The organism is Streptomyces sp. NRRL B-24085 (assembly GCF_001282115.1).
Lineage (GTDB): Bacteria > Actinomycetota > Actinomycetes > Streptomycetales > Streptomycetaceae > Streptomyces.
The window spans coordinates 1-12,300 of the sequence record NZ_LJBR01000553.1; the positions used below are offsets into that span (position 1 = coordinate 1).

11 protein-coding genes are annotated in these 12,300 nt (G+C 71.2%); 8 read left to right on the forward strand and 3 right to left on the reverse strand.

Annotated elements, in window-relative coordinates:
* Positions 1–254 precede the first annotated feature (254 nt).
* From AOJ26_RS39210 to AOJ26_RS39220, 3 genes are all read left to right on the forward strand, one after another.
* Complete coding sequence (locus tag AOJ26_RS39210) at positions 255–860, forward strand: PadR family transcriptional regulator (RefSeq protein ID WP_053853114.1); 606 nt, start codon at positions 255–257, stop codon at positions 858–860.
* A 203-nt stretch (positions 861–1,063) separates the two neighbouring features.
* Positions 1,064–2,053, forward strand: a complete 990-nt coding sequence (locus tag AOJ26_RS39215; protein WP_053853115.1) for an ATP-binding cassette domain-containing protein — start codon at positions 1,064–1,066, stop codon at positions 2,051–2,053.
* Positions 2,050–2,826 carry an ABC transporter permease gene (locus AOJ26_RS39220; RefSeq protein WP_053853116.1) on the forward strand — a complete coding sequence of 259 codons (777 nt, stop codon included), beginning with the start codon at positions 2,050–2,052 and terminating at the stop codon, positions 2,824–2,826. Before AOJ26_RS39215 ends, AOJ26_RS39220 begins: the two co-directional genes overlap by 4 nt.
* 65 nt (positions 2,827–2,891) lie before the next feature.
* Here AOJ26_RS39220 and AOJ26_RS39225 read toward each other — a convergent pair whose 3' ends face one another.
* Positions 2,892–3,737: a siderophore-interacting protein gene (locus AOJ26_RS39225; protein ID WP_053853117.1), complete on the reverse strand. Its 846-nt coding sequence runs from the start codon at positions 3,735–3,737 to the stop codon at positions 2,892–2,894.
* 93 nt (positions 3,738–3,830) lie between these two features.
* Positions 3,831–4,760, reverse strand: a complete 930-nt coding sequence (locus AOJ26_RS39230) for a 5'-3' exonuclease (protein WP_234358791.1) — start codon at positions 4,758–4,760, stop codon at positions 3,831–3,833.
* Between the two features lie 194 nt (positions 4,761–4,954).
* Between AOJ26_RS39230 and AOJ26_RS39235 the strand changes: the two genes are divergently transcribed.
* The 4 genes from AOJ26_RS39235 to AOJ26_RS39250 all read left to right on the forward strand — a co-directional run bounded on the left by AOJ26_RS39235 (position 4,955) and on the right by AOJ26_RS39250 (position 10,176).
* Positions 4,955–6,004 carry a quaternary amine ABC transporter ATP-binding protein gene (locus AOJ26_RS39235; protein ID WP_053853119.1) on the forward strand — a complete coding sequence of 350 codons (1,050 nt, stop codon included), beginning with the start codon at positions 4,955–4,957 and terminating at the stop codon, positions 6,002–6,004.
* Positions 5,997–8,600, forward strand: coding sequence for an ABC transporter permease/substrate binding protein (locus AOJ26_RS39240; protein WP_053853120.1), 2,604 nt, complete (start codon positions 5,997–5,999; stop codon positions 8,598–8,600). Before AOJ26_RS39235 ends, AOJ26_RS39240 begins: the two co-directional genes overlap by 8 nt.
* A 293-nt stretch (positions 8,601–8,893) precedes the next feature.
* Positions 8,894–9,463 (forward strand): helix-turn-helix domain-containing protein, encoded by a 570-nt coding sequence (locus AOJ26_RS39245; RefSeq protein WP_053853121.1) that lies wholly within the window; start codon positions 8,894–8,896, stop codon positions 9,461–9,463.
* Positions 9,460–10,176, forward strand: a complete 717-nt coding sequence (locus AOJ26_RS39250) for a helical backbone metal receptor (RefSeq protein WP_053853122.1) — start codon at positions 9,460–9,462, stop codon at positions 10,174–10,176. Before AOJ26_RS39245 ends, AOJ26_RS39250 begins: the two co-directional genes overlap by 4 nt.
* On the opposite strand, the gene AOJ26_RS39255 is transcribed toward AOJ26_RS39250, so the two are convergent.
* Positions 10,088–11,212, reverse strand: coding sequence for a TDT family transporter (locus AOJ26_RS39255; RefSeq protein WP_053853123.1), 1,125 nt, complete (start codon positions 11,210–11,212; stop codon positions 10,088–10,090). The genes AOJ26_RS39250 and AOJ26_RS39255 overlap by 89 nt on opposite strands.
* Before the next feature lie 70 nt (positions 11,213–11,282).
* Here AOJ26_RS39255 and AOJ26_RS39260 point away from each other — a divergent pair, with 70 nt between their 5' ends.
* On the forward strand, positions 11,283–12,209 hold the full coding sequence (locus AOJ26_RS39260; RefSeq protein WP_053853124.1) for a LysR family transcriptional regulator: 927 nt from the start codon (positions 11,283–11,285) through the stop codon (positions 12,207–12,209).
* Positions 12,210–12,300: the final 91 nt, after the last annotated feature.

The following is a 12,300-nucleotide window of genomic DNA, read 5'->3' on the forward strand; positions in this document are numbered from 1 at the left end:
GTGCGGGGGATCGGGACGGACGTCGGAGGGGCTGGTCGTCGTCACGGCGGCACCTGCCTTGGGCGCGAATTCCTGTCGGGCGACAGAAATTAGGGAGGTGCTGTTTCCGGTGCATGACGGGGTCGTGTCGGGGCTGGGCCCAAGTGCTCACGCCGTCACGATGGGACAGGAACGCGATATGTCGTGTGTGTTGACCGGCTGACGCAGGTCGCGATATGTTCGGCGCCGGATATTCGGATGCGAGGTGAACGGTCGTGCGGCGTCGCAAGCTCCGCAACCCCCTGGCGCTCGCCGTGCTGGCGACGCTGTGGCAGAAGCCCATGCATCCCTACGAGATCGCCCAGACCCTGCGCCGCCAGGGCAAGGACTCCAGTACGAAGATCAACTACGGCTCGCTCTACACGGTCGTGCAGAACCTCGAAACCCATGGGTTCGTCGAGGTCACGGACGTGCAGCGGCAGGGCAACCGGCCCGAGCGGACCGTCTACGGCATCACCGCGGCCGGACGCCAGGAGACCACCGAGTGGATGTCGGACCTGGTCGCCTTCCCGGCCAAGGAGTACCCGATCTTCGAGACCGCGCTGTCCCTGCTCGCCGTGCTCCACCCCGACGAGGTGGTGCCACTGCTGGAGGAGCGGCTCGACGCCCTGGAGGTGCGGATCGCGAGCGGCCGGGGCGCGCTGGAGAAGCTCTACGAGACGCTGCCCCGGCTCTTCCTCGTGGAGAGCGAGTACCAGCTCCACATGGTCGAGGCGGAGGCGGAATGGGTCCGCGGCTTCCTCGACGAGCTCAGGAAGGGCACGCTGCCCGGCATCGAGGAATGGAAGACGTTCCACCGGCCGGAACCCGGAGGGCCATGACGAGATCCGTGACCTGAACAGGAACATGAACAGGCCCCGGCACGGCTGTTGCAGCAGCCCGCCGGGGCCTCGAACCCCGAACTGAATCCGCCCATGAGGGCACATCCAGGCGATCGAGGTGCGGCACACCCAGGATAGCCCGGTGCTCCTCACGCGGATCAGTTGTCGTCCGCTCAGCCAGGAGACCCAGGAGGGCACCTGCCATGAACACCCGTGCGCCCGCGATCGAGGCGCGTCGACTGATCAAGACCTACGGCGGTGAGGTCACCGCCCTCGACGGCGTCGACCTCGTCGTCGAACGCGGCAGCGTCTTCGGGCTGCTCGGCCCGAACGGCGCCGGCAAGTCCACCACCGTCAAGATCCTCACCACCCTGGCCCGCCCCGACTCCGGCTCGGCCACCGTCGCCGGCCATGACGTGCTGCGCCACCCGGACCGGGTCCGGCGGGCCATCGGCGTGGTCGCCCAGGGCTCCGGCGCCGACCCGGTCGCCACCGGCCGCGAGAACCTCCGGCTCCAGGGCAGGCTCCACGGCCTGAAGGGCGCCGCCCTCGAACAGCGGGTGGACGAGCTCCTCGACCGGTTCACGCTCACCGAGGCCGCCCGGCGTCCGGTCAAGGGCTACTCCGGCGGCATGCGTCGCCGGCTCGACGTCGCCCTCGGTCTGGTGCACCGGCCCGAGGTGCTCTTCCTCGACGAGCCCACCACCGGTCTCGACCCGGAGGCCCGCACCGCGATGTGGGACGAGATCGGCCGGCTCGCGGGGGAGGAAGGGCTGACGATCCTGCTCACCACGCACTACCTCGAAGAGGCCGACCGGCTCGCCGAACGGGTCGCGGTCGTCGACCGCGGCCGGATCGTCGTCGAGGGCACCCCGGACGCGCTCAAGGGCGAACTCCGGGGCGACGCCGTCCATGTGGAGCTGCGCGAGCCGCTCGGCGACGCCGGGCGCACCCTGCTGACCGGCACCCTGCGCCAGGTGCCCGGAGTGCACGAGGTGCAGGCCGACGGACACCGCGTCAGCGTCCGTGCCGACGACGGGGCGGCGGCCGTACCCGCCCTGCTCGCCGCGCTGGAGCGGGCCGGGGTCGTCGTCGCCACCGCCACCGTCGCCCGCCCGTCCCTGGACGACGTCTACCTGCGCTACGCGGGCCGCCGTTACTCCGAGGCCGAGGACCTGGTGGGTGCGCGATGAGCATGGCCGTCTCCCAGACCTGGTACATGACGCAACGTCAACTCATGGTGTTCGTACGGCAACCCGCGTACGCGATCATCACCCTGGTCCAGCCGGTGATCTGGCTGTTCCTGTTCGGCAGCCTCTTCCGGAAGGTCGTCGAGCTGGGCGGCTTCGGCACCACCTCGTACCTCGACTACCTCGTCCCGGGCGTGGTCGTGATGAGCGCGCTCAGCTCCAACATGTGGGCGGGGATGACCACCCTGGACGAGATCCAGCGCGGCACCCTGGACCGCTTCCTGACCACTCCGGTCAGCCGGGCCGCGCTGATGAACGGCAACGTCGTCAACAACGGGCTGGTCACCGCCTTCCAGTCGGTGGTCATCGTGCTGCTCGGGCTGCTGGGCGGGGCCGACTACCCGGGCGGGACCGCCGGCGTCGCGGTCCTGGTGCTCGTCGCGGTCCTGCTGGGCACCGTCTTCGGGGCGCTGTCCAACGCGCTCGGCATGCTGGTGCGGGAGCGTGAGTCGATCATCGGGATCAACACCTTCCTGCTGCTTCCGCTCACCTTCCTGTCCAGTGCCTTCATGGCGCCCTCGCAGATGCCCTCCTGGATGCGGCACATCGCCGACTTCAACCCGCTGAACTGGGCGATGGTGGCGGGACGTTCGGCTCTGTCGGCCGATCCCGACCCGGGACTGGTGCTGAGCCGCGGGGGAGCGCTGCTCGGGCTCGCGGTCGTCGCGGTGTGGCTGTCGATCCGGACGTTCCGGTCGTACCAGCGGTCGGTGTGACGCCTGCCGGACACGGCGAGAGGGGCGGCACCTTCGCGGGTGCCGCCCCTCTCACCGACGTATGCCTAGGCGGCGGGCGCCGCGCCTTCCTGCTCCGCCTCGATGCGCGCGTTCCAGTCCCGCTTGGAGGCCTGCCAGCCGTCCTCGTTGTGGCCCAGGCGCCAGTAGCCGGAGATGGACAGGTCCTCGCGCGGGATCGCGCGTTCGACCCGCAGCAGATGGCGGAGCTGCTTCACGAAGTGCGCCTCGCCGTGCACGAACGCGCACAGCCGGCCCTCCGGGAACTCCAGCGCGCGCACGGCCTCCACCAGGGCCTCGCCGACCGGACGGGAGCCGCGGTGCAGCCAGACGACCTCCACGTCGGAGTCGATCTTCTGCTCCTCCTCGGGCCCGGAGACCTCGATGAAGGCGTGCGCCCGAGTGCCGTCGGGCAGGGACTCCAGGGAGCGGGCGATCGCGGGCAGGGCGCTCTCGTCGCCGGCGAGCAGATGCCAGTCGGCGTCGAGGGCGGGGGCGTAGGCGCCGCCCGGGCCCATGAAACGCACGGTCTCACCGGGCTGGACCCGCACCGCCCAGGGGCCGGCCAGCCCCTCGTCGCCGTGGATCACGAAGTCCACGGTGAGCTCGCGGTGTTCGGGGTCCCAGTGGCGCACGGTGTACGTGCGCGTCACGGGCCACTGCTCGCGCGGGAACTCCTCGCGGATCCGCTGCATGTCGAAGGGCTCGGGGTAGGTCACGCCCTCGGCCGGGAACAGGATCTTGACGTAGTGGTCGGTGCAGGTGTCCGCCGCGAACTCGGCGAGTCCCTCGCCGCCGAGCACCACGCGCTGCATGTGCGGGGTGAGGCGTTCGGTGCGGACCACCTGTGCGGAGTGGGCCCTCCGCGGCTTGCGTCCGGGTCCTTCTGCCATGGCGGCCTCCCTGTTCCCTACGCTTAGGCTTACCTAAGTTAGCATCAGCCCCCCTGGCGATGGCATGCCACTCGTGGAAAGCGAGGGCAATATTTACGCGCCGAGCGTCGCCACCAGTCGCTGCAACGATCCACCCAGTCCCCATCGCTCTGCCAGCTTCTCCAGCGCCGCGGGGTCGCGCGGCGCGCGCGGAACCGCCGTCTCCACCGTCGGCAGCGGAACGTCAGCGGCCACCCGCACGACCTTCGGCGCCACGGCCACGTACGGCCGCGACTCGTCCAGCCGCTTGCGCTGCGACGGCGTGAGCTTCGCCTTCGGGTCGTCGACCGCGGCCATGATCCCGGCCAGGTCGCCGAACTCGGCCAGCAGCTTGGCCGCCGTCTTCTCGCCGATCCCGGGCACCCCCGGAAGACCGTCGCTCGGGTCGCCGCGCAGCAGCGCCAGATCCGCGTACCCACGGCCGTCGACGCCATACTTCTCGCGCAGCCACGCCTCGTCGGTGAGCTGGAGCGAGCCGACGCCCTTGAGGGGGTACAGCACCCGCACCCGGCGCTCGTCGTCCACCAGTTGGTACAGGTCGCGGTCGCCGGTGACGATGTCGACCGGGCCCGTCGCCCGCGCGGTGAACGTGCCGATCACGTCGTCCGCCTCGTACCCGGCGACCCCCACGCGCGCGATGCCGAGCGCGTCGAGAACGGCCTCGATGACCGGCACCTGCGGCGACAGGGTGTCCGGCACCTCCTCCTCGTCCGGGCCGCTCTCGCGCTCCTCGGCGACGCGGTGCGCCTTGTAGGAGGGGATGAGGTCGACCCGCCACTGGGGCCGCCAGTCGGCGTCCATGCAGGCCACGAGCTCGTCGGGGTGGTGGTCCTTGACCAGGCGGTCGATGAATTCGAGAAGGCCGCGCACGGCGTTCACCGGCGTGCCGTCCGGGGCCTTCACCGACTCCGGCACGCCGAAGTAGGCACGGAAGTAGAGCGAGGCGGTGTCGAGGAGCATCAGTCGTCCGGTCACGCCTCGCATCATGCCGTACGGCACCGACAGCGGCCGTCGCCGCTTGACTCGTTCGGCGGTGTGAGCGTCCTGTGAACCGGCAGACCGGTGTGTTTGACCCGGAGGCACATGGGCAGGCGCGGCCTCGGAGCGAGGCAGGTTGCATCTTCAACTGTTCGCGACCCTTCGTCTCCCACCCAGTGGTCAAGAGACAAGAGGTACGCGTGTCATCACGGCTTGAGGCAGAGCAGCTCTACAAGGTCTTCGGGAGACGGCCGCACGAGGCGGTCGAGAGGCTGCGCGAGGGCGCCGACCGGGAGGGACTGCGCGCGGAGGGCACCACCGCGGCGGTGATCGACGCCTCCTTCACCGTGGACCCCGGTCAGATCTTCGTGGTGATGGGCCTGTCCGGCTCCGGCAAGTCCACCCTGCTGCGCATGCTCAACGGCCTCCTGGAGCCCACCGCGGGCCACGTCCGCTTCGACGGCCAGGACCTCACCGCGCTCACCGACCGCGAACTGCGCGCCGTACGAGCCCAGAAGATCAGCATGGTCTTCCAGCACTTCGCGCTCTTCCCGCACCGCAGCGTCCTGGAGAACGCCGCCTACGGCCTCGCCGTGCAGGGCGTCCCCAAGGCCGAGCGCGTCGAGCGGGCCGCCGAGGCCCTGGAGCTGTGCGGCCTCAAGGGCTGGGAGAAGTCCTGGCCCGACGAGCTCTCCGGCGGCATGCAGCAGCGCGTCGGCCTGGCCCGCGCCCTCGCCACCGACGCCGACCTGCTCCTCATGGACGAGTCCTTCAGCGCGCTCGACCCGCTGATCCGCCGGGACATGCAGGACCAGCTCCTCAGCCTCCAGAGGACCCTGAAGAAGACCATCGTCTTCATCACCCACGACCTCAACGAGGCCATGCGGCTCGGCGACCGGATCGCCGTCATGCGCGACGGCCGGATCGTCCAGACCGGCAGTGCGGAGGACATCCTCGTGCGGCCCGCCGACGACTACGTCGCCTCCTTCACCAAGGACGTCGACCGCTCCCGCGTCCTGACCGCGTCCGCCGTCATGGACACCGACGTGAGCGGCGACGAGGCCGCCTGCGGCTGCACGGGCGACTGCGAGACCGCGACGCCCGACACGCCGTTCACCGAACTGTGCGCGATGAGCGCCCGGTCGACCCACCCGGTGGCCGTCCTCGACGACGAGCACCGGCTCGTCGGCGTGGTCCCGCAGGACCGCCTGGTCGGCTTCCTCGCCGACGCGGAGGTGGCCCATGCCTAGGATCCCGCTCGGCGACCGGGTCAACGACACCGTCGACTGGCTGCTCACCCACGTGTCCTGGCTCTTCGACTTCCTGAAGACCGTCTTCACCGGCACCTACGACGGCATCGACGCCGTCCTCCAGGCGCCCCGGCCCCTGCTGCTCGCGGGCATCTTCGCCGTGATCGCGTTCTGGCTGCGCGGCACCCTGGCCGGTGTCCTCACCTTCGCGGGGTTCGCCTTCATCGACTCCCTCGAACTGTGGGAGGACGCGATGACGACCCTCTCACTGGTCCTCGTCGCCACGATCATCGCGCTGGCCATAGCCGTGCCCGTGGGCATCTGGGCGGCCCGCTCGAACCGGGTCAGCGGCTTCGTGCGCCCCGTCCTGGACTTCATGCAGACGCTGCCCGCGATGATCTACCTCATCCCGGCGATCCTGTTCTTCGGCACCGGCGCCTCCGCCGGCATCGTGGCCACCCTGATCTTCGCTCTCGCCCCCGGCGTCCGCATGACCGAGCTGGGCATCCGGCAGGTCGACAAGGAGCTCGTGGAGGCGGCCGAGGCGTTCGGCACCACCCCGCGCGACACCCTCCTGCGCGTCCAGCTCCCGCTGGCGCTGCCCACCGTGATGGCCGGCGTCAACCAGGTCATCATGCTCGGCCTGTCCATGGCCGCGATCGCCGGCATGGTCGGCACCGGCGGCCTCGGCGGCGACGTCAACGAGGCCATCGGCCAGCTCGACGTGGGCCTCGGCTCCGAGGCCGGTGTCGCCATCGTGATCCTCGCGATCTACCTCGACCGCATGACCAGCGCGCTCGGCACCCAGGTCTCCCCGCTGGGCCGCCGCGCCGCCGCCAAGGCCCGCGCGAGCCAGGGCCTCCGGATCTGGTCCTACCGCCCCCGCCCCCAGGTCGCCGTGATCGGCGTCGTCGTCCTCGCCCTCGTCGCGGGCGGCATGGGAATCTTCGGCGGCACCTCGGGCGAGGCCACGGCCGTGTCCGGCAAGGACGTCGGCCAGGGCAAGAAGATCAGCATCGGGTACGTCCCCTGGGACGACGGCGTCGCCTCCACCTTCCTCTGGAAGGAGATCCTGGAGGAACGCGGCTACCAGGTGGACGCCAAGCAGTTCGACGCGGGCCCCCTCTACACCTCCGTCGCCTCCGGCAACGCCGACTTCATGACCGGCGCCTGGCTGCCCACCACCCACGAGCAGTACTGGAAGAAGTACGGCAGCAAGCTCGACGACCTCGGCGCCTGGTACGACAGGACGTCCCTGGAACTGACCGTCCCGGCGTACCTGAAGGACGTCAACACCCTGGCCGACCTCAAGGGCAAGGGCGCGCGGTTCGGCGGGAAGATCACCGGCATCGAGTCCAGCGCCGGTGAGACGGCCCTGCTCAAGAGCAAGGTCCTGAAGGCGTACGGCCTCGACAAGGAGTACGAGGTCGTCGACAGCTCCACCCCCGCCATGCTGGCCGAGCTGAAGCGGGCGTACGACCGGAAGGCCCCGATCGTCGTCCCGCTCTGGTCGCCGCACTGGGCGTACAACGACTACGACCTGAAGAAGCTCAAGGACCCCAAGGGCGCCTGGGGCTCGGGCGACGACATCCACACGGTGGCCCGCAAGGGCTTCGCCGAGGAGAACCCGGTCGTCGGCGGGTGGCTGAAGAACTTCGAGCTGGACGAGAAGCAGCTCACCAGCCTGGAGGCCGAGATCAACAAGGCCGGCAAGGGCAGGCAGCAGGACGCCGTCCGTACCTGGCTGAAGCAGCACCCCGGCCTGGTCGACAAGCTGGCCCCCGTCCAGAAGACGGCGGCGGAGACCGAGCGTCCCGTCAACGTGGCCTGGTTCCCCTGGGACGAGGACATCGCCGTCACCTACCTCTGGAAGAACGTCCTGGAGAAGCGCGGCTACCGGCTGAACCTCAAGCAGATGGACGTCGGCCCGGTCTACACCGGCCTCGCCTCCGGCGACCTGGACCTCAACTTCGACGCCTGGCTGCCGTACGCCCAGAAGAACTACTGGGACCAGAGCAAGGACCGACTCGCCGACCTCGGCACCTGGTACGAGCCGACCTCGCTGGAGGTCGCGGTCCCCTCGTACGTCAAGGGCGTGCGGACGTACGAGGACCTCAAGGGCAAGGCGGACCTGTTCGACGGGAGGATCATCGGCATCGAGCCGGGCACCGGCGAGATGGACCTCCTCAAGAACAAGGTGCTGCCGGGCTACGGCCTCGACAAGGAGTACGAGGTCGTCGACGGCTCCACCCCCGCCATGCTGGCCGAGCTCAAGCGGGCCTACGCCAGGAAGCAGCCCGTCGCCGTCGTCCTGTGGTCCCCGCACTGGGCGTACAGCCGGTACGACCTGACCAAGCTCAAGGACGACAGGAAGCTCTTCGGCGAGGGCAACACGATCCGCACCATCGCCCACGAGGACTTCCCCGGGCAGTACCCCCAGCTCACCAAGTGGATCAAGGGTTTCCATATGAGTGAGGACGAGCTCGGTACCCTGGAGAGCGAGATCAACAGGTACGGCCAGGGGCACGAGGAGCGGGCGGTCGCCGCCTGGCTGAAGGAGCACCCGGAGATGGTCGGGCGGATGACCCCGTCATGACCGCCCCGGGACCACGGTAAGGATCCGGCCAACCACATAGAGCTACGTCATCGCCCGAACTCCGATGCCGACGAGGGGACTTGAGCGGTCCGCGACGGACGGGTGACCGAAACCCGGCCCCCCGGCTGTTTCCGGGGGGCCGTTCGGCTGGCGCGAATCGTGAGGTACGGTCGCACGCCGTATGACATCGATGTGACGGCCGCATGAAACGGTTTGCCGAACATGCGTAGGGTGCAGACAACTCATCAGGGGACGTGTCCGAGGACCGACGAGCGAAGGAGGGAGCCGGAGCCATGGGCGACCACAAAGAACAGCCCCTTCGGGTCGGCGCGGCCGTGCGCCGCCGGCGCCGCGCGCTGGAGCTCACCCTCGCCGTCGTCGCCGAGCGCAGCGGCCTCTCGGTCCCCTTCCTGAGCCAGATCGAGAACGAACGCGCCCGTCCCAGCCGCAGCTCCCTGGAGAAGGTCGCCGACGCCCTGCGCACCACGGCCGTCGAACTCCTCGCCGCCGCCGACCCGGCGTGCAGCGTCGACGTCGTGCACGCCGAGGGCCCGGAGCCGGGCTGTGAACCCCGGATGCGCTCGCTGGTGCGCGGTCACCACCAGATGCACGCCCAGGAGTTCACCGGCGACCACGACGCGGGGCGCGAATTCCAGTACCGCAACGACCAGTTGATGTACGTCGCCGACGGCGCGGTGGACGTCGAGGCCGAGGGCCGCGCGTACCGGCTGGGTCGCGGCGACACTCTGTACCTGACCGGCGGGGTGCGGCACCGCTGGCGGGCGACCGTGGCCGACACCCGCGTGATCGTCGTCGCCGTGGCCGAACACGTCGAGGCGCTCCAGGACCGGCCCCGGCAGTGAGGGTCGTCTCCCTGGTCCCCTCGCTCACCGAGGCGATCGCCCGCTCGGCCCCCGGCGCCCTGGTCGGCGCCACCGACTGGTGCACCCACCCGGCCGACCTCGACGTCACCCGCGTCGGCGGCACCAAGAACCCCAAGCTCGACCGGATCACCGCCCTCGCCCCCGACCTGGTGATCGCCAACGAGGAGGAGAACCGGGAGCCGGATCTCGCCGCCCTGCGCGCGGCGGGCCTGGAGGTCCTGGTGACCGAGGTCCGCGATGTCCCGCAGGCCTTCCGGGAGCTGGACCGGGTCGTCGGGGCGTGCGGTGCCGTACGGCCGCGCTGGCTGGACCGGGCCGAGGAGGCGTGGTCCGCGCTCGAACCCCCGTCGCGCCGGGCCACGGCGGTCGTGCCGATCTGGCGGCGGCCGTGGATGGTACTGGGCCGGGACACCTTCGCGGGCGACGTGCTCTCCCGCCTCGGCGTCGACCACGTGTACGCCACCCACGCGGACCGCTATCCGCGCGTCCCCCTGGACGAGCTGCGGGCGGCGGCCCCGGACGTGGTCGTCCTGCCCGACGAGCCGTACCGCTTCACCCCCGACGACGGACCCGAGGCCTTCCCCGGTCTGCCCTGTGCGCTCGTCAGCGGACGGCACCTGACGTGGTACGGGCCGTCGCTGGCCGAAGCACCACGGGCACTGGGCGAGGCCCTGCGAGCAGCGCTCCGCTGACGAGCCCGCGCACGGTGTGCACGGCGGCCGTTGCCCAGGCGGCGACGAGAGCGGCGTAGAGACCTGTGGCGAGCCAGTCGTAGCCGACGAGCCCCGTGTGCCGGGCCAGCGCCTCGGCGCCCGTGACACAGGTGCCGACCGGGAAGGTGAAGGCCCACCAGGTCATCGCGAACCGCATCCCGTGCCGGCGGGCGCGGACCACGTGCGCGGCGGCGAGCGCCAGCCACAGCAGGGCGAACCCCATCACGGGGACCCCGTACAGGACCGCGAGGACGCCGAAGCCCTCGCTGTAGGGGGCCGGGACGACACCGGGGGCCACGTCCGCGAACTTGCCGGCCGCGGTGGTGGACTGGCCGAGCGGGCCGAGCACCAGGAAGAGGGTCGGGGTCAGGGCGAGGGGGAGCGGGCCGCCGGTGACGGTCCGGGCGAAGACGAGCGGCAGCATCAGCAGGGTGGCGAGCAGGCTGAGCCCGAACAGCGCGAAGCAGCCGAGCAGGAGGGTCTCGCGGGGCTCGCCGGCGGGGAGGTGCGGCACGAGGAGCGGCCCGAGGGCGGCCGACACCATGGGCGCGACCAGGGGGAGCAGCCACACCGGCGTGACCTGCCCCGGCTCGGCCTTCTGCCGTACGGCCATGAGGTACGGCACGGCGACGGCGGCCGCGAGACCCACGGCCGTGCCCGCGGTGAACAGCACGGCGTCGAGCGCGACCGCGGCCGTGGTACCGATCCAGTCCCGGCCGACGGTGAGGGCACCGCCGCCGACGGCCAGCAGGGCCATGGCGAGGCAGCCGTAGAAGGGGGCCGTGGCGGGGTCGAGGAGGTGGGCGCGGGCCTGGTCGGCGTGGTGGCGCCAGTGCAGGGCGCGGGCGCCGAGGAGGGCGAGCAGCAGGACGAGGGACAGCAGCCAGACGGTGGCGCAGATCGTGCGCAGGCCGGGGAGGTGCACGGGGAGCGCGACGCCGGCGGTGGCGACGATCGCGGTGCCCATGACGGCGGCGTACCAGTTCGGCCCGAGGTGACGGACGGCGGTGACCATGTCTCCACGGTGCCGTCCGGGGAGGGCCGCGACCAGGGAGTACGGAGCTATGAGGGCATAAGCTGTCTTTATGAGCGGTGTGGAGGAGCACGGGGCGGCGGTGAGCGGGGGACTGTCCCACCGGGTGCCGGATCTGGGCGCGCTGGAGCTGCTGCTGGCCGTGGCGCGGCTGGGGAGCCTGGGCGGGGCGGCCCGGGAGCTTGGCATCACCCAGCCGGCGGCGAGCAGCCGGATCCGCTCGATGGAACGCCAGCTGGGGGTCGCCCTCGTCGACCGCTCGCCCCGCGGCTCCCGGCTCACGGACGCGGGGGCGCTGGTGACCGACTGGGCGCGGCGGATCGTGGAGGCCGCGGAGGCCTTCGACGCCGGGGCACAGGCGCTGCGGGTGCGCCGGGACTCCCGGCTGCGGGTGGCGGCGAGCATGACGATCGCGGAGTACCTGCTGCCGGGGTGGCTGCTCGCCCTGCGCGCGGGGCGCCCTGACACGGCGGTGTCGCTGCACGCGGGGAACTCGGCGACGGTCGCGGAACGCCTGCTGTCCGACGAGGCGGACCTCGGCTTCGTGGAGGGCCTGACGGTCCCGTCGGGGCTGGACTCGGTGGTGATAGCCCATGACCACCTGATCGTGGTGACCGCACCCGGGCACGTCTGGGCCCGCCGCCGGCGCCCCCTGGAAGCCGCCGAACTGGCCGAGACCCCGCTGATCCTCCGCGAGAAGGGCTCCGGCACCCGCCAGGTCCTGGACGCGGCCCTCGGCGGCCTGGCCCGTCCCCTGATCGAGCTCTCCTCCACCACGGCGGTGAAGGCGGCGGCGGTCGGCGGCGCGGGCCCGGCCGTACTGAGCGAACTGGCGGTCGGCGAGGAGCTGTCGATGCGACGGCTGGTGCGGGTGCCGGTGGCCGGGGTGTCCCTGGCCCGCGACCTGCGAGCGGTCTGGCCCACGGGCCACCGCCCGGTGGGCCCGGCAAGAGACCTGCTGTCACTGACACGCGACTAGGGTGACGGCGGTGGTGACGGGCTCTTGGCTCACCTGTGCTGAGGGGTGGACGGCGGATGGGGGCTCCTGGCTCACTGCGCCGAGAGGTGGA

Coding starts and splice junctions, on each gene's coding strand:
- AOJ26_RS39260 (WP_053853124.1), top strand. CDS start 11,283: ATGAGCGGTGTGGAGGAGCACGGGGCGGCGGTGAGCGGGGGACTGTCC.
- AOJ26_RS39225 (WP_053853117.1), bottom strand. CDS start 3,737: ATGGCAGAAGGACCCGGACGCAAGCCGCGGAGGGCCCACTCCGCACAG.
- AOJ26_RS39240 (WP_053853120.1), top strand. CDS start 5,997: ATGCCTAGGATCCCGCTCGGCGACCGGGTCAACGACACCGTCGACTGG.
- AOJ26_RS39230 (WP_234358791.1), bottom strand. CDS start 4,760: ATGCGAGGCGTGACCGGACGACTGATGCTCCTCGACACCGCCTCGCTC.
- AOJ26_RS39245 (WP_053853121.1), top strand. CDS start 8,894: ATGGGCGACCACAAAGAACAGCCCCTTCGGGTCGGCGCGGCCGTGCGC.
- AOJ26_RS39255 (WP_053853123.1), bottom strand. CDS start 11,212: ATGGTCACCGCCGTCCGTCACCTCGGGCCGAACTGGTACGCCGCCGTC.
- AOJ26_RS39220 (WP_053853116.1), top strand. CDS start 2,050: ATGAGCATGGCCGTCTCCCAGACCTGGTACATGACGCAACGTCAACTC.
- AOJ26_RS39215 (WP_053853115.1), top strand. CDS start 1,064: ATGAACACCCGTGCGCCCGCGATCGAGGCGCGTCGACTGATCAAGACC.